The following is a 15,970-nucleotide window of genomic DNA, read 5'->3' as shown; positions in this document are numbered from 1 at the left end:
TGTCAACGGCCATTGAGATGCCCAGGTGGGTGGCCGTTGGGTGTCCAGGCTGGTGGCCATCAGATGCCCAGGTGGGTGGCCAGTGGTGTTCCTGGGGTGGGGGTCAGTTCAAGGGGACCACTCCCTTCCCGGCGAGGGCCTCGGCGAGGCGGTGTGAGTCGCCAGTGGTGGTCACGAGGTGAGCGTGGTGCATGAGGCGGTCGGTGCTGGCGCCGGCGAGAGTCTTGGGCATGATCGTGTCGAAGCCTGAGGGGTGAATGTTGCTGGTCACCGCGATGGACCGGCGTTCGTAGGCAGCGTCGATGATCCGGTAGAACGCCTCGGCGGCGTCCTCGCCGACCGGCAGCAGGCCGATGTCGTCGATGACGATGAGGTCCGCGCGGCAGATCCGGGCGACGGTCCGGGCGGTGGACCCGTCGACCTTCGACTTCCCGATCGCGGCGCTCAGCGTCTCCAGGGTGAACCAGGACACCCGCAGGTCCTTCTCGATCGCGGCCTGGGCCAGGCCCTCGGTGAAGTGGCTCTTGCCCGTCCCCGACGGGCCGGCGATCACCAAATTCTCGGCGCGGCCGATCCACTCCAGGGTGATCAGGGAGTTCTGGGTGGGTTCGGGGATGGTGGAGTCCTCGGCCCGCCAGGAGCCCAGGGTTTTGCCGGTGGGGAAGTTCGCCGAGTGGCGGCGAAGGCGCCGGGTGGCCGCGTCGCGGCCGGTGACCTCCTCGGCTATCAGCAGCCGCAGGACCTCGGCGGGGTCCCAACGCTGGGCTCGGGCGGTGGCCAGGACGTCCGGGGCCGCTTTGCGCATGTAGGGCAGGCGCATGCGGCGCATGAGTTTGTCGAGTTCCTCGGGGATGGCGGGCGGGCTGGGAAAGCTCATGGGGGTGCCGTTCTCTTGGGTGACGTGCAGTCAGAATGCTGTGGTGGGCGGCGTGTTGGCTCAGCGGCCCAGGGCCTGCCAGCCGATGGTTCCGTTCTGGACGGAGTGGGCCTCGTCCGCGCGCACGACCTCGCCGGCGGGCTTGCTGTCCGCGATGTGTCCCAGGATCGAGAGCAGGTCGTCGTCGGCGAAGCGCCCGGCCGTGGCCGCCAGACCGAGGGCCTGGTCGACTTTGTCGTTGCCCAGGACAGTGGCCAGCTCGACCGCGCGGGCCATCTTGGCGCGGATGCGGATCGCGCCGGCGGGTCCGGCCTCCTTGAGCCAGCGCCCGGCCCCGGGCCCGATGCCCACGAACGCGATCTCCGCCTCCGAGCGCGGCCGCAGCCGCGGCTGGTGAACGCTGCGGCCGTCCGGGTGGTCGGGATAGTGCGCGTCGATGATCTGCGGAACACCCGGGGTGGACAGCTGGTGGCGCCAGATCTCCGACAGGTCCCCGGATTCGGTGCGGGCGGTGATGGAGAGTTCCTCGCCGACGACCCGGCACCACACCCTCGCGCCGGTATAGCCCGGCGGGGTCGAGTAGCGCACCGAGTTGAAGCTGATCGTGCGGTCCGAGCCGACCAGCCTCTCCTCGCCCAGCGCGAGCGCGAGCGGCTCGATGGGCAGGACGTGCAGGGTGGTGCGCTCCACGTCCAGGCGGCTCGCGGGTATCTGCCCGGTCGCCCGGTGACGACGGGAGTTCACCTGCTCGCACCAGGTGCGGCAGGCATCGGTGAGCTCGGCGAAGGAGTCGTAGGCGGGCAACAGGTTCGCATCCGTGGGCACCAGGTCGGCCTTCGCGATACGGACCGTGGCCTCCGCGCCGCCCTTCGACTCGGGGTCGTAGGGCACGCAACTGACCACCTGGCAGCCGTAATGCCGACCCGCGGCGACCATCTGTGGATGACGTACCGGGATCCCGGCGATGTGCTCGACGGTGACCGTCTTCGCGTTGTCCGTCAGTACATACGTCGGCGCCCCGCCAATCCGCCGCAACGCGGTGTCCAGGCAGGCCACCAGCGTGCCCAACGTGCAGTCCCAGACCGGGATCACGACCCGGAACCGCGACCAGGACAGCCACGCGCAGAACAGCCAGGTCCGCCGGCCGCCGATCCGCGGCCCCTCGCCCCAGTCGAACTGCAGCCACCGGCCCGGCTCGGGAATCCAGGGTCGGTACGTCCGGCGCTTGCCCGTCTTCCACGCGGTCTTCGCCGCGTTCACCGCCCGCCTCGTCGAGCGCGCACTTCCCCGGTAGCCCATCTTCACGAGCTTCTCGTGGACCACATCGGCGCGGATCGTCGCCTTCGACTGCTCGACCCACTCCTCGACCTTCTCCAGGAACGCGTCGATCATCTTCGGCCGCGGCTCTCGCTCATAAGGATTGCGCCCGCCGTCGCGGGCCTCGACATACCGCTTGACCGTCTTCGGGTCGTGCCCCGCCAAGCTCGCCGCCGACCAGACCGTCCCGGTCAGGTCGTACGCCTCAAGGATTTCCATGATCTCTCTGTCAGACTTCGTCACAGGACCTCTCCGACCGGTTCGCTGATGCTTCGCAAACACCAGCAAACCGGACGGAGGGGTCTCCTTCGATAAGGAAGCGATCAGGAACACCACAGGTCAGACGGCCATCCACCTGGAATTCCGGTGGCCATCAGCCTGGACCCGGCTGGCCACACACCTGGACTTTGCCACGGCCGCCGACACCAGGTACGGCCCAGTACGAGGGCGACTCGGGCGCACGCGCAGCCGGGCGCCTCCCGGCCGGAGGCTGGGGGAGCCGCGCGCTGATCCGACAAGATCCGCCGGACAGGCCCCAGCCGGTGGTCTGGGTCAGGCCGCGCGCCCGAGATGGTGGTGGCCCCCGCGTAGGGGGTGGTGCTCGGTCAGGAGGTGCCCCATACGCGCCGGTAGCCCTCGCGTAGTTCGCCGCCGGACTGGGCGAGTACCTCGGCTGCGGCGTGGCGGAGGTCGGTCGGGTCCTGGGCTGCCCGTAGGTGGGCGGCGAGGAGGCGGGGGCCGAGGGTGGGGGCGGCGGTCAGGAGGCGGCGGGGGAGCCATTTGCCGTTGCCGGTCCAGGCACGGTGCCGGTCGCAGAGGAGGTCGGCGGTGAGGCGGAGCAGCCCGTCGGCGAGGGCGGCGCGCTCGTAGGGGTCGGTGCAGTCGGTGAGGTCGTCGAGCGTCTCGGTGATCTGGTAGCGCAGGCCCTCGGCCGCGGTCGCCGTGAGCGGTGGCGGGCCGGCGGCCAGTTCGGCGGAGGCGGTGGCCCTCGCGCGGCCGGCGTGTCCGGCCGGATCGAACAGGACCAGGCCTTCGGCGTACATCGTCTGCAGCACACCGCGGCGATCGGCCCGGCTGACGGCGAACAGCTCGGGCAGCATGCCCGCCGGGTGGACGAAGAGCTCGGCCACCCGGCCTTCGAAGCGGATCGTCTCGCGGTACGTCGGCGATCCGTCCGGCACCAGGACCGCGAGGTCGAGATCGCTCGTCGCCGTCGCCCGGCCGCTCGCGGCCGAGCCGGCGAGGATGGCGGCGAGGGCCTGCGGGAACCGGTGGCCGATCAGGCGTCGGGCCTGGGCTTCGAGGTCACCGTGGTCATCGTGGTCTTCGAGATCTTCGAGGTCTTCGTGCATGGCGGCGAGGATGGCAGGAGGCCCGGCCGGGCATCAACCGGTTTGGATGCTGATCAGCACGAACGCTCCCGCCGGGGCCGGGGCCACCGAGGGATGCTCGATCAGCACCGCGTCCTGCCCGTCGAGGGCCACCGCCAGCAGGGTGCCGTCCGCCGCCGTCGGGCGCAGCTCGCCGCCGCCCGCGGATACCCGGACGGCGCCGGCCCGTGGCCGGGCGAGCATCAGGTTGAGGGCGGTGACCGGTCCGCCGAGCAGCCGCCCGGCCGTCGGTTCGTCGCCCGCGAAGGCGAACGGGTGCAGCGGTTCGACGGTGAACGGCGTCCGCTCGCCGACCGTGAGTTCGAGCCCCGGCCCGTCGACCACGGTGAGCACCCGGTCCAGGCCGGGGAAGAGCGAGAACGGACCGTCGGCCGCGACCTCGGCCAGGCTGACCCGCCACGAGCCGTCGGCCGCGGCGGCGACCTCGCGGGTGAGGCCGGCGCCGTTGCGCCACGGAACCGGGATCCGCTCGGCGGCGGGGAGATGACGGATGCTCATCCGAGCAGGCTATCGCGGGTTCGTCAGGGCCGGACGGTGCACCAGCAGTGCCAGGGCCGCCGCACCCGCGCTCGCCGCCGCGACCGTGGTGAGCGCGAGCGGCAGACCGGCCGCGTCGGCGAGGAAGCCGATCACCGGCGGTCCGATCAGCATCCCGGCATAGCCGAGCGTGGAGGCCGTGGCGACCCCGTGCGGACCGCCGACCGTGCCGGCCCGGCCGATCGCGAGCGGAAAGAGGTTCGACAGCCCGAGGCCGACCAGCACGAACCCGCCGAGCACCGCGAGGACGGACGGCGTCAGCGCGGCGATCAGCATGCCCGCGCCGGCCAGCAGGCCGCCGGCCACCATCAGCCGGGCGGGGCCGAGCCGGATCGAGAGCCAGGTCCCGGCGAGCCGGCCGGTGGTCATGGCGAAGGCGTAGACGGCGTAGCCGAACGCGGCCAGGCCGCTGCTCGCGTGCACGTCATCGGTCAGGTGCAGGGTCGCCCAGTCGGCCAGCGAGCCCTCGCCGTACGAGCTGCAGAGCGCGGTGAGGCCGAGCAGCAGGACCAGTACCCGCGCGTGCCGCAGCCGGCGGCCCGGGTCGGCGCCGGCAGCGCCGAAACCGTCGGAGGCGCCCGAAGCGCGCGAAGCGCCGGAAGCGCTGGACGTGTCGGACGTGTCGGCAGCAGCGGCGGCCTTCGGGACGGCGGCCGGGCGCGAGCGCAACAGGACCGACCCGGCCACGGCGGTGACGGTGAGGCCGAGCGCTCCGCTGAGCGCGAGCGCCCAACTGGCCGTCAGCGGTCCGGCCAGCAGCCCGCCGACCGCCGCGCCGAGCAGGCCGCCGAGGCTGTAGCCGGCGTGGAAACTCGACATGACGGGCCGTCGCAGCTCGGCGACCAGGTCCACGGCGGCGCTGTTCATCGCGACGTTCGCGGCGCCGTACCCCGCGCCGAACAGCACCAGCATCGCGCCGAGCACCGGCACCGAGTGCGCGTGCGGCGGCAGCAGCACGGCGCCGCTGAGCAGAACCAGCGAGGCGACGGTGACGGGCCGGCTGCCGTGGCGCACGCAGAGCCGGCCGATCACCGGCATGGTGACCACCGCGCCGAGCGAGACGCAGAGCAGCGCGAGGCCCAGTGCCGAGTGCGAGGCGTGCACCTGGGCCTTGACGTCCGGGATCCGGACCACCCAGGAGGCGAAGAGGAAGCCGTCGACGGCGAAGAACGCGGTCAGCGCGAGCCGGGCGCGGGACCAGGCGGGCACTGCGCCGGACGGGTGAAGGTGGGCGGAGTCGGTCGGATGGGAGCGGGCGCGCGTTTTGTTTAGGAGCGGCACAAAGTCAGAATAGAGGAGTGCCGAACACGTCCACAACCCTCGGTGAGCCCGCCGGCGAGCGCGGGCCCGCGCGCGGGCCCGCCCGTGAGCCCACTCGTGAGCCCGCCCGGGGCCCCGCCGGTGAGCCCACTCGTGAGCGGGCCACCGAGCTCGCCCGCGAGTTCGCCCGCCGCCCCGCGCCCGACCGTGGCCGCAGCCTGCTCGGTCCGGCGCTGGAGCTGATCCACACCGGCCGGGCGCCGACCCGCTCCGCGCTCACCGCCACGCTCGACGTCACCCGGGCCACCGCCGGCGCCGTCGCGGGCGAGCTGGCCGCGCTCGGCCTGGTCACCGTCGACGCGCACCCGGTCGGCACCGGCCGCGGCCGCCCCTCGCACCGGCTCGGCATCGCGCCCGACGGCCCGGTGGTGCTCGCGGCCCAACTGCACGCGGACGGCCTGTCGGTCGCGTTGGCCGGCCTCGGCGGCACGCTCGGCGCTGCGGCCTACCACCCGCTGCCCGCCGACACCGCTCCCGAGCAGATGGTGGCCGCGATCGCCGAGGCCGGTGCGGCGCTGGTCCGCGCCGACCGCCGCCGCTGCCTCGGCGCGGCGCTCGCGCTGCCCAACCCGGTCCGTGAGCCGGACGGCACCGCGCCCGCGGCGCTGATCTTCGGCTGGCCCGGCAACACGCCGGTGGCCGCGCTGTTCGCCGAGGCGATGGCCCGGGCCGACCTCGGCCCGCGGACCCGCCGGCCGTTGCCCACGGCGGTGGCCAACGACGCCAACCTCGCCGCCCTCGCCGAGCACCGGCACGGCGCCGGTCGGGACGCCCGCCACCTGCTGCTGGTCACCTCGGGTCACCGAGGCGTCGGCGGCGCGCTGGTGGTGGACGGGCGGCTGCACACCGGCAGCGCCGGACTCGCCCTGGAGGTCGGCCATCTGACGGTCGATCCGCTCGGCCGCCGATGCCCGTGCGGCAACTGCGGCTGCCTCAACGTGGAGACCGACCCGGAGGCGCTCTTCGCCGCCGCCGGCCGGACCCCCGACCCGGACCGTCCGCTGCTCGACCAGGCCCGCGCGCTGGCCCGCTCGGCCGACCGTGACCCGGTCGCCCGGCAGGCCGTGGACCGGGTGGTCGACCTGCTCGGCCTGGGCCTGGCGGGCCTGGCCAACATCCTCAACCCGGACCGGATCGTACTCAGCGGCCTGCACCAGGATCTGCTCGCCGCCGCCCCCGAGCGGCTGCCCGCGGTCGTCGCCCGCCGCAGCCTGTGGGGGCGCTGCGACCAGGTCCCGGTGGTGCCGGCCGCCGTCGACCACGCGGGGCTGGCGGGCGCGGCGGAGCTCGCCTGGCAGCCGTACCTGACGAACCCCCAGCTCGCCGCGCGGTAGGGCCCCGACGGGCCGGCGCTGACCGGGGGCTGTGGCCGTCGGGGTGGAGTAGCCGGGCGGGCGCTGCCTACTCCGGGCGCAGTACGGCAACGGCCGCCGCCCGCACGACGCGCCGGAGGCCCCCGGCGCGGGAGTCTCAAAGGGTCAGCAAACCCGGCATCGGCCGGGCCGACCCCGAGGAGATGGATCCGATGGACGCGACGAGCGCGAGCGCCCTACTGGCCGACGGCAGGTGGCACGGGGGGCCCTGGTTCCTGCTGTTCCCGCTGTTCTGGCTGGCCTTTCTGCTGATCGTCTTCGCGGTGCTGCGCCGCACCGCCTGGCGTCGCGGCTGCGTCGGCGCCGGCGCCTGGCACCGGTCACCGAGCGTGCAGACCCCGCTCGGTGTGCTCGGCGAGCGGTACGCCCGCGGTGAGATCGACGAGGACGAGTACCGCGCCCGGCGCGCCGTGCTCGACGAGGGCGATGAGCACCCGAGCAGCAGAGACGGCAAGGGCGGCAAGGGCGGCAAGCGGCAGTAGCCCCGCCGGTAGCCGATGGTTCCGCTTGTCGGGATCCTCCGATAAGCGGAACCATCATCATCTAAAACGACTACTTTCCGTTACAATCGACTACATGGAGAACAGAACCCCCGAAGCCGTGGACGTGGACCGCTCCGACGCCGGCTGCCGTGCCTGGCTGAAGGAGGCCGTGCGCAGGGTGCAGGCCGACGCGAACCGCTCGGCCGACACCCACCTGCTGCGCTTCCCGCTCCCGGCCGACTGGGGGATCGACCTCTACCTCAAGGACGAGTCCACCCATCCGACCGGCAGCCTCAAGCACCGGCTGGCCCGCTCGCTCTTCCTCTACGGGCTGTGCAACGGCTGGATCCGGCCGGGCAAGCCGGTGATCGAGGCGTCCAGCGGCTCGACCGCGGTCTCCGAGGCGTACTTCGCGAAGCTGATCGGCGTCCCGTTCATCGCGGTGATGGCCAAGAGCACCAGCCAGGCCAAGATCGACCTGATCGAGTTCCACGGCGGCAGCTGCCACCTGGTCGACAACGCGGGCGAGGTCTACGAGGTCGCGGCCCGGCTCGCGGCCGAGACCGGCGGCCACTACATGGACCAGTTCACGTACGCCGAGCGGGCCACCGACTGGCGCGGCAACAACAACATCGCCGAGTCGATCTTCGCCCAGCTGCGCCTGGAGCCGCACCCCGAGCCGGCCTGGATCGTCGCGACCGCCGGCACCGGCGGCACCTCGGCCACCATCGCGCGGTACGTGCGCTACCAGCAGTACGACACCCGGATCTGCGTGCCCGACCCGGAGAACTCCTGCTTCTTCGACGGCTGGGTCGGCCACGACCCGGACGCCTGCTGCACCCGTGGCTCGCGGATCGAGGGGATCGGCCGGCCGCGGATGGAGCCGAGCTTCGTACCCGGCGCGATCGACCGGATGATGAAGGTGCCCGACGCCGCCTCGATCGCCGCGATGCGCCTGCTGGAGGAGGTGATCGGCAAGAAGGCCGGCGCCTCCACCGGGACCGGCCTGTGGAGCGCGCTCAAGATCGTCGCCGAGATGCGGGCGGCCGGCGAGCGCGGCAGCGTGGTCACGCTGATCTGCGACCCGGGCGATCGCTACCTCGACAAGTACTACGCGGACGACTGGCTGGCCGGGCAGGGCCTGGACATCGCACCGTACCGGCGGGCGCTGGACGGATTCCTGGCTGGAAATGACTGGTCCCAGCAGCCGTCCGAGTGATATCCAACGGACATGGATGATCTTCTGACCGAGCGACTGGTCCTGCACCCCTTCACCATCGCCGAGGCCGAGCGGGTGGCGGCGCGGACGGCCGGCCCGGCCGACAACTGGGCACCCGACTACCCCAGCGACGGTGAGGTGGCCGGTGCGGGCATGTTCGTCAAGTACGCCACGCCCCAGCCGTTCGGTGGCTACGAGATCCGGCTGCGGGCCGACGGCCAGGCGATCGGCGGCATCGGCTTCCACGGTGCGCCGGGCGAGGACGGCGTCGCCGAGATCGGCTACGGGCTCGCCGAGTCGGTGCGTGGCCAGGGCTACGCCTCCGAGGCGCTGCGCGGCATCCTGGCCGCCGCGCCCGGCTGGGGGGTGCGCCGGATGATCGCGGACACCAACCTCGACAACGTCCCGTCCCAGCGGGTGATGGAGGCGGTCGGGATGACCCTCACCCGCGAGGACGCGGAGCTCAAGTACTACGCGATAGACCTCGGCTGAGGCCCGAGCTCAGCCCCGCTCCCGGACCGGACCCGTCAGCCGGGCCGGGAGCCCGGTCGTCAGCCCGGTCGTCAGCCTGGTCGGGAGTCCGGTCCGGTGTCGGCCGGCGGGCCAGGACTCAGCCCGTGGCGCCGGTCTGAGCCAGGATCAGCTCGCGGACGTGCTCCCGCGCGGCCTCCGAGGCCTCGGCCGGAAGCGCCGCGTCGGTCACCCAGGTGTCCACCTCGGCCAGCTCGGCGAAGGTGGACAGGCCGACCACGCCCCACTTGGTGTGGTCGGCCACCGCCACCACCCGGCGGGCCGAGGCGACGAAGTTCCGGTTGGTCTCGGCCTCGGCCAGGTTCGGCGTGGAGAGCCCGGCCTCCGGCGAGAGTCCGTGGGTGCCGAGGAAGAGCAGGTCGAAGTGGAGCGAGCGGATCGCCCGGTCGGCCACCGGCCCGACCAGCGAGTCCGAGGGCGTGCGCACCCCGCCGGTCAGCACGACCGTGGTGCCCAGGCCCTCGCCCTGCCGCTGCGCCCGCTCGAAGACGTCCGCGACCCGGACCGAGTTGGTCACCACGGTGAGCTGCCCGACCTCGGTCAGGTGCTGGGCCAGCGCGAAGGTCGTGGTGCCGCCGGAGAGCGCGATCGCGCTGCCGGGGGTGACCAGCGCGGCGGCCGCCCGGGCGATCTCCTCCTTGGCCGACAGCTCCAGCGAGGACTTCGCCTCGAAGCCCGGCTCGTGGGTCCGGGCCTCCTCTATCGGCACCGCGCCGCCGTGCACCTTCTCGATCGCGCCGGACTTGGCCAGTGCGTCCAGGTCGCGCCGGATGGTCATGTCCGAGACGTTCAGCCGACGGGTCAGCTCGTTCACGCGTACTCCGCCGCGCCGGCGCACCTCGTCCAGGATCAGCGCGCGACGCTGCTCGGCCAGTAGGTTGCTGTTGTCGGCCACGTACGCAGCCCCGCCTTTCCTGCTCCCGCCCGATGTCCCCTGTTAAAGGTCCCCTGTCAGGCCCATCCTGCCACGTCAGGCCGGACAGCCCCTAGCGATGAGAGCGTCCGCTAGCGCCGGGGGAGCGGGAGGTCGGCCGGGACGAGGAGTTGGAGATCCTCGGTGGACGGGTCGGCCAACTGGGCGACCCGCATCGCGTGGCGCTCAACCATCGTCTCGAAGACCTGCCGGGCGGTGCGGCCGTTGCCGAAGTTGGGGCCGCGGTGCAGCGTCGAGAAGTGGCCGAGCAACGCGTCGGCGGTTGCGTCGGCCAGCTCGTACTCGTGTTCCAGGCACTGCGTCCTGGCGATCTCCAGCAGTTCGGAGTCGGTGTAGTCGGGAAAGCTGATGGTGCGTGAGAAGCGCGAGGAGACACCGGGGTTGGCGCTCAGGAAGCGCTCCATCTCGGCGGTGTAGCCGGCCACGATGACGACCACCTCGTCGCGGTGGTCCTCCATCAGCTTGACCAGGGTGTCGATCGCCTCGCGGCCGAAGTCCCGGGCGCCGTCCTCGGGGGCCAGCGCGTACGCCTCGTCGATGAAGAGCACGCCGCCGCGGGCCTGGTCGAAGGCCGCCTGGGTGCGCAGCGCGGTGGAGCCGATGTGCTCGCCGACCAGGTCGACCCGGGCCACCTCGACCAGGTGGCCGCGTTGCAGCACGCCGAGCGCGGCCAGGATCTCGCCGTAGAGCCGGGCGACCGTGGTCTTGCCCGTTCCGGGGGATCCGGTGAAGACCAGGTGCCGGCGCAGTGACGGTGCCTTGAGGCCGGCCTTCTGCCGGCGCCTGCCGACCGCGATCAGGTCGATCAGCGTGCGCACCTCCTGCTTCACGGTGGCCAGGCCGATCAGCGCGTCGAGCTCGGCCAGCGCCTCCTCGGCCGGGCGGCAGTCCGGGATCGGCGAGATCTGGCCCAGCGGCGCGAGCGCGGCGGCCGTGGTCAGCTGCGCGGTGCGTGGCTGACCCGCGAACGGCTGGCCGAACGGCTGCCCGCTGAGCGGCTGCCCGCCGAACGGCTGTGGGCCGCGCTGGGTCGGGACCATCTCGGCGGCGGGCTGCGCGGGCTGGACGTCGTCCGAGGTGCAGGCCTCGACGATCGGGCCGGGCTCGGAGAACTCGAAGCCGGCCCTGGCATTCTGCTCGGCCCGGCAGCGGGTCAGCGCGCTGCGGCAGCCGTCGATGATGTGGAAGCCGAATCCCCGGCCCTGCACCACCCGGCAGTCCTCGAAGCTGCCGCGACCCTGTGCGGAGACGTAGACCGCGGCCTCCGCGCTGCCGCGCACCACGCAGTCGCGCAGCACCGGGTCGGCACCCTTGGTGACGATCACACCGGTCGCCACGTCGGCGATCTCACACTCCGTCAGCAGCCCGCCGCTGCCGTGGTCGCGGAACCAGAGGCCGGTGCCCGCCTCCTGCACCCGGCAGCGCTCCAGCGCGACGGTGGCGCCGGAGCTGACCGAGACCGCCGAGCTGCGGATCCGGCTGAAGGAGGTGTCGGTCACGGTGGCCCGGGAGTCGCGGTCCAGCACGAAGAGCGCGTCCGGCAGGTCGTGCAGCGAGCAGTCGGCGAGCGTGAGCTGGGCGCCGTCGCTGACCCAGATCGCCGGGTAGTCGCCGGTGCTGTCCTCGATCTCGCAGCCGATCGCCTCGGCCCGGGTGCCCGGGTCCCAGACCGAGAGCGCGCCGCGGCCGAACGATCGCACGGTGCTCTGCTCCATCGTCAGCAGCGAGCGGCCGCGCAGGTCGGCGGCGTTCTCCGGCAGGTCGTGCAGCCGGCACTGGAGCAGGGTGAGCTCGGCCTCGGTGTCCAGGGTCAGGCCGTTGCCGGTGACCCGGTGGATCTCGCAGTCGGTCAGCCGGCCGGCCGCCTTGGCCTCGGCCTGCACGCCGCTGCCCCTGATCTCGTAGACCTCGCAGCCGGTCAGTTCGGCCAGGCTGCCGGCATCGGTGAGCAGCACCCCGGCGCCGGCCGCGTGGTGCAGCCGGGTGCGGTTCAGCCGGGCCCGCGCGCCCTCCAGCACCGCGAGGCCGGCCTGGCCGGCGGCGGAGACCTCGCAGTCCTCGAAGAGCGCGCTCGCACCGCCGCGCACCCGCAGGCCCAGGCCCGCCGGGTTGGCCACCGTGCAGTTCGCGAGCTGGGCGTCGGCCTGGTCGTCCACCTCGATGCCGACCGCCGAGTGCGAGTCCACCCGGCAGCCGGTGAGCCGGGCGCCGGTCGCCTCGGGGCCGGTGATCCGCACCGCGGCGGCCGAGCTGTCGTAGCCCTCGAAGACCAGGTCGCGCACGGTGGCGGCGGCGGTCACGGTCAGGCCCACGCCGGAGGACGGGTCGATCCGGACCGTGCCGGGGCCCTCGGCGGGCTGCACCGTGACGGGCTTGTCGAGCAGCACGTTCTCGCGGAAGGTGCCCGGGCGCACGGTGATCGTGTCGCCGGGTTCGGCCGCCGCGATCGCCTCCCGGAGCGTTTCGTACTCTCCGGCGCGACGTCGCCAGCGCGAACCGCTGTCCTGCGTGACCCGGACCCTGTGCTCAGCCATGACGCTCCGTCGTCCCCGCCTTCCGCTGTTCGCTGTTGCTCACCGTAGCGTGCCGCGAGGACCCGCCGATGCCACCGGACAGCCCCCCGACTTCCCAGCAAATTCCCAGACCGACCGGCAGGAACCCTCAGGCCGCCGGCAGCCGTTCGCCGTCGGCCAGGACCGTGACCTCGTCACCCAGCCGGACGGTGCCGAGCAGGTCGCCGCTCACCCCGTCGGGTCGTTCCGGGATCAGGTTGACGCCGAACACCGCCTTCTTGTCGTGGCGGTGGTGCTTCGCAAGCGAACGCAGCGGTTCGGGCCCCTGCGGCTCGGCGGTCTCCTGCTCGATCGTGGTCACCACGCAGCGGCCGCAGAGCTTGACGGCCCGGAAGGTCAGCTCGCCGATCCTGACCCGCCGCCAGCCGTTCTCCTCCCAGGCCTCGGTGCCGTCGATCACCAGGTTGGGGCGGAAGCGCTCCATCGGCACGGCCGGGCCGCCGGCCTCGCGTATCTCGTCGTTGAGTGCGGCCAGCGAGGCGGTGGTGGTGGCCAGCAGCGGGAAGCCGTCGGCCATGCTGACGGTCTCGCCGGGCAGGCTGAAGTCGGGGCTGATCGCGCGCGAACGCGGGTCGTCCAGGTGCAGCAGCCGCAGCTCGCCCAGGTTGCCGGCGTCCAGTCGCTCGCCGAACCAGGTCTGCGCCTTCTCCTCGGCCTCGACCGCGCTGAACAGCGTGCCCCAGACGTTGCCCTGGGTCGTGACGGCCCCCTCGGCCCGGTCCGGGACCGGCACTCGCAGCTGGTCGCCCTCGGGCGAGGTCACCAGCAGCGCGCCGTCGAAGTCGAGCTCGGGGCGGTACCGCGCGAGCCCGGCGATGTCGCGCTGGGTGACCGCGAGTCCACCCGGGCGGGCCAGCATCCAGCGACGGTCCGCAGTCAGGCCCCACGGTTCGACGGTCGCCGACGCCAGGTCCTCCCGGTACATCGACTTGACGAGGTATCGGTGCAATCCGCTGAGTCGAGGCATGAACCCATCCTGCCAGGCTACGGTGAGCAGGTATGCGCACGGGCCGCCCGGAACACCGCACAGCGGTGGCCGAACGGCCCGTGGATGACCGATCCCCCTGGGTAACACCCTCGGTCAGTAGGTCTGCCCCTGTCCTTGATAGGACTGGACCTGCTGCCCCTGTTGCTGGAAGGCCTGCTGTCCGAACGGCTGCTGCCCGAACGGGGCCTGCCCACCCGGCGCCTGCGCGTACTGCGGCTGGCCGAAGGGCGCCTGGCCGAACGGCTGCTGCCCACCCGGCGGCGGCGCGGACTGCGACTGCGGTGCCTGCGGCTGGAAGAACTGCTGCGGCGGCATCGGCCGCACCGGCGCCACTGGCGCCGGACCGGCCTGCGGGCGGAAGTTGCCCGGCTGCTGGTCCCACGCCTGCGGTGCGGCCGGCTGCGGGTAGCCCGGCGGCATCATCGGTGCGGTGGCCCGCTGGCCCGGCAGGTACGGCTGCGCGCCGTAACCGGGGACGGGCTGCGGGGCCGGGTAGCCACCGCCGGTGCCGGGGCCGAGTGCCAGCCGAGCGGGCGGCAGGGCCGGCAGCAGGCTGGTGGACTCCATGGCCGAGCTGTAGGCCGGGGATGCCGGAACGGGCGGCAGCGCGGCCGGCACGTTGATCGGCGCGATCTGGGGGACTCCACGCTCTGCGACCAAGCTGTCGTAGATGGGCGTGCCCGACGAAAAGGACGGAGCGTAGTAGCCGACTCCGTCGTAGGAGCGGGGCGAGGTCATGGGGCATACCGTAAGCCCAGAATGCGCCCCTGAGGAGCCCGAGGGGCCTCGTAGTTCGAGTGTTTACACAAGCTTCGCTCACGCAAACCGCCCCAACAGTGGAAGATCGGACATTTCGGCGGCGATTTCCGGCCATCTCGGGCGTGTCGGAAATGAGTGAGCCCCCCGCGCCGGGGGGCTCACTCCGGCGCACGGGTCAGCCGTGCTGCATCACCTGAGCAGGGAATCCGGGCAGGCCGGAGACCTCGCAGGTGCAGAACGCGCACCGGGTGGCGGCGGCCGGAATCCGGCTCAGGCACTCCGGGCAGTCCACCTTCGCCGGCTCGGCGGTCGTCGGCCGTTCGAATTTTGCCTGGAGCTTGCCAACCGGGACCACCACGGCGAAGTAGATCACCGCGGCCACCAGCACGAAGCTGATCAGCGCGTTCAGGAAGCCGCCGTACGGGAAGCTGGTCGTGCCGACCTCGAAGGTCTCCTTGCTGAAGTCGCCGACCGCGCCGGTGGCGACCCCGATCAGCGGCGTCAGGAACGCCGTGACGAAGCCGGTGACGACGGCGGTGAATGCCGCGCCGATGACGATGCCGACCGCCAGGTCGACGACGTTTCCGCGCAGCAGGAAGCTGCGAAAGCCCTTGAACACGGCTCTGACTCCAGGTGGATCCTCGCGGGGGCGAGGCCCGCCCCCGTCGAGCCGCCATCCTGGCCAACTCCGGGGACCCCGGTCCAAACCGCCGTCACCCACTTTGGCTAATCTGTCAACCGGATATGACGAAACGTCAGCCGATCCGGGCGTCTCGGGCAGGCACAGGTGCGGCCGCTCGTTCACGTCGCCGAACGCGGGTAGCTCGTACGGAGGACCGGGCTCCCCCGATCGGGCGAGCCCGGCCGTGTCAACTGGCCGCTGTCCAGGGCGAACTGGCACGGTGACCCGCATGAAGACCGCCCCGCGTGCCGCGCTCGCCCTGCTCTGCGCCCTCTGCACTTTCGGCGCGGCCCCCGCCGCGACCGCCGCCATCCCCGCCGCCGGCCCCGGCCAGGCGCACAGTGCCCAGCAGCCGGCCCAGCCGGCTCAGTCGGCCCAAGCGCAGGGCGACCAGAACGCCTCGTACGTCAGCCTGCGCCACCCGCAGGAGGTGCAGGGCCAGGGCCGCGAGGTGGTCGAGGTCTTCTGGTACGGCTGCTACCACTCCCAGCTGCTGGAGCAGCCGCTGGAGGAGTGGGCCGCCCGGCAGCCGTCCGACGTGCGGCTGCGCCGGGTGCCCGCCGTCTGGCGCGGCGCGCCCGACGAGGCGGCCGAGCGCGGACACGCCCGGCTCTACTACACGCTGGAGAAGCTGGGCGAGGTGGACCGCCTGCAGCGCGACGTCTTCCACGCCGTGCGCCAGGACGGGCTCGACCTCACCACCGAGGACGCGGCCGCGCAGTGGGCGGCCGACCACCTGATCGACGAGCAGACGTTCCGCGCCGCCTACGAGTCCTCCGAGGTCGCCAGGCTGACCGATCAGGCGCCGCAGGAGCTGACCCGCTACGAGGTGACGGAGATGCCCAGTGCCATCGTCCAGGGCCGCTACCTCACCAGCCCGACCCGGGCCGGCGGCGCGGAGGCGATGCCCGGCGTGATCGACCGGCTGCTGCAGCAGGTCCAGAGTGAGCAGCCGAAGGGCAAGGCCTGACCGCCGTCAGTAGGTCC

15 protein-coding genes are annotated in these 15,970 nt (G+C 72.7%); 5 read left to right on the top strand and 10 right to left on the bottom strand.

Annotated elements, in window-relative coordinates:
* Positions 1 to 103: 103 nt before the first annotated feature.
* The 5 genes from istB to AC060L_RS30535 all read right to left on the bottom strand — a co-directional run bounded on the left by istB (position 104) and on the right by AC060L_RS30535 (position 5,403).
* Positions 104 to 877 (bottom strand): IS21-like element helper ATPase IstB, encoded by a 774-nt coding sequence (gene istB / locus AC060L_RS30555; protein ID WP_483799922.1) that lies wholly within the window; start codon positions 875 to 877, stop codon positions 104 to 106.
* A 60-nt stretch (positions 878 to 937) separates the two neighbouring features.
* Complete coding sequence (gene istA, locus AC060L_RS30550; protein ID WP_483799923.1) at positions 938 to 2,413, bottom strand: IS21 family transposase; 1,476 nt, start codon at positions 2,411 to 2,413, stop codon at positions 938 to 940.
* 386 nt (positions 2,414 to 2,799) lie between these two features.
* On the bottom strand, positions 2,800 to 3,546 hold the full coding sequence (locus AC060L_RS30545; protein ID WP_483802198.1) for a nucleotidyltransferase domain-containing protein: 747 nt from the start codon (positions 3,544 to 3,546) through the stop codon (positions 2,800 to 2,802).
* Positions 3,547 to 3,579: 33 nt separating this feature from the next.
* Entirely contained in the window at positions 3,580 to 4,083 is a 504-nt protein-coding gene (locus AC060L_RS30540) for a HutD/Ves family protein (RefSeq protein ID WP_483802197.1), read from the bottom strand.
* A 9-nt stretch (positions 4,084 to 4,092) separates the two neighbouring features.
* Positions 4,093 to 5,403 (bottom strand): MFS transporter, encoded by a 1,311-nt coding sequence (locus AC060L_RS30535; RefSeq protein ID WP_483802196.1) that lies wholly within the window; start codon positions 5,401 to 5,403, stop codon positions 4,093 to 4,095.
* Positions 5,404 to 5,600: 197 nt separating this feature from the next.
* On the opposite strand from AC060L_RS30535, the gene AC060L_RS30530 reads away from it, so the two are divergent.
* The 4 genes from AC060L_RS30530 to AC060L_RS30515 all read left to right on the top strand — a co-directional run bounded on the left by AC060L_RS30530 (position 5,601) and on the right by AC060L_RS30515 (position 9,008).
* Positions 5,601 to 6,776 carry an ROK family protein gene (locus AC060L_RS30530; protein ID WP_483802202.1) on the top strand — a complete coding sequence of 392 codons (1,176 nt, stop codon included), beginning with the start codon at positions 5,601 to 5,603 and terminating at the stop codon, positions 6,774 to 6,776.
* 191 nt (positions 6,777 to 6,967) lie between these two features.
* On the top strand, positions 6,968 to 7,297 hold the full coding sequence (locus AC060L_RS30525) for an SHOCT domain-containing protein (RefSeq protein WP_483802195.1): 330 nt from the start codon (positions 6,968 to 6,970) through the stop codon (positions 7,295 to 7,297).
* A gap of 94 nt (positions 7,298 to 7,391) precedes the next feature.
* Positions 7,392 to 8,516, top strand: coding sequence for a PLP-dependent cysteine synthase family protein (locus AC060L_RS30520; RefSeq protein ID WP_483802194.1), 1,125 nt, complete (start codon positions 7,392 to 7,394; stop codon positions 8,514 to 8,516).
* 12 nt (positions 8,517 to 8,528) lie between these two features.
* On the top strand, positions 8,529 to 9,008 hold the full coding sequence (locus AC060L_RS30515) for a GNAT family N-acetyltransferase (RefSeq protein ID WP_483802193.1): 480 nt from the start codon (positions 8,529 to 8,531) through the stop codon (positions 9,006 to 9,008).
* Positions 9,009 to 9,126: 118 nt separating this feature from the next.
* Here the strand turns inward: AC060L_RS30515 and AC060L_RS30510 are convergent, their stop codons facing one another.
* The 5 genes from AC060L_RS30510 to mscL form a co-directional block, all read right to left on the bottom strand.
* Positions 9,127 to 9,942 (bottom strand): DeoR/GlpR family DNA-binding transcription regulator, encoded by an 816-nt coding sequence (locus tag AC060L_RS30510; RefSeq protein WP_483802192.1) that lies wholly within the window; start codon positions 9,940 to 9,942, stop codon positions 9,127 to 9,129.
* 110 nt (positions 9,943 to 10,052) lie between these two features.
* The gene (locus tag AC060L_RS30505) at positions 10,053 to 12,515 is read right to left on the bottom strand and encodes a right-handed parallel beta-helix repeat-containing protein (protein WP_483802191.1); all 2,463 of its coding nucleotides are present in this window, start codon (positions 12,513 to 12,515) and stop codon (positions 10,053 to 10,055) included.
* A 127-nt stretch (positions 12,516 to 12,642) separates the two neighbouring features.
* Positions 12,643 to 13,521, bottom strand: a complete 879-nt coding sequence (locus AC060L_RS30500) for an MOSC domain-containing protein (protein WP_483802190.1) — start codon at positions 13,519 to 13,521, stop codon at positions 12,643 to 12,645.
* A 114-nt stretch (positions 13,522 to 13,635) separates the two neighbouring features.
* Positions 13,636 to 14,280: a DUF6643 family protein gene (locus AC060L_RS30495; protein ID WP_483802189.1), complete on the bottom strand. Its 645-nt coding sequence runs from the start codon at positions 14,278 to 14,280 to the stop codon at positions 13,636 to 13,638.
* Between the two features lie 196 nt (positions 14,281 to 14,476).
* On the bottom strand, positions 14,477 to 14,920 hold the full coding sequence (gene mscL, locus AC060L_RS30490; RefSeq protein WP_483802188.1) for a large conductance mechanosensitive channel protein MscL: 444 nt from the start codon (positions 14,918 to 14,920) through the stop codon (positions 14,477 to 14,479).
* A 292-nt stretch (positions 14,921 to 15,212) separates the two neighbouring features.
* Here mscL and AC060L_RS30485 point away from each other — a divergent pair, with 292 nt between their 5' ends.
* Positions 15,213 to 15,953, top strand: coding sequence for a thiol:disulfide interchange protein DsbA/DsbL (locus AC060L_RS30485; protein WP_483802187.1), 741 nt, complete (start codon positions 15,213 to 15,215; stop codon positions 15,951 to 15,953).
* Positions 15,954 to 15,970 lie beyond the last annotated feature (17 nt).

The sequence above is a fragment of the Kitasatospora sp. NEAU-69 genome (assembly GCF_057158765.1).
The sequence above is the reverse complement of the archived record's forward strand: the minus strand, read 5'-3'. Positions and strand labels throughout refer to the sequence as shown.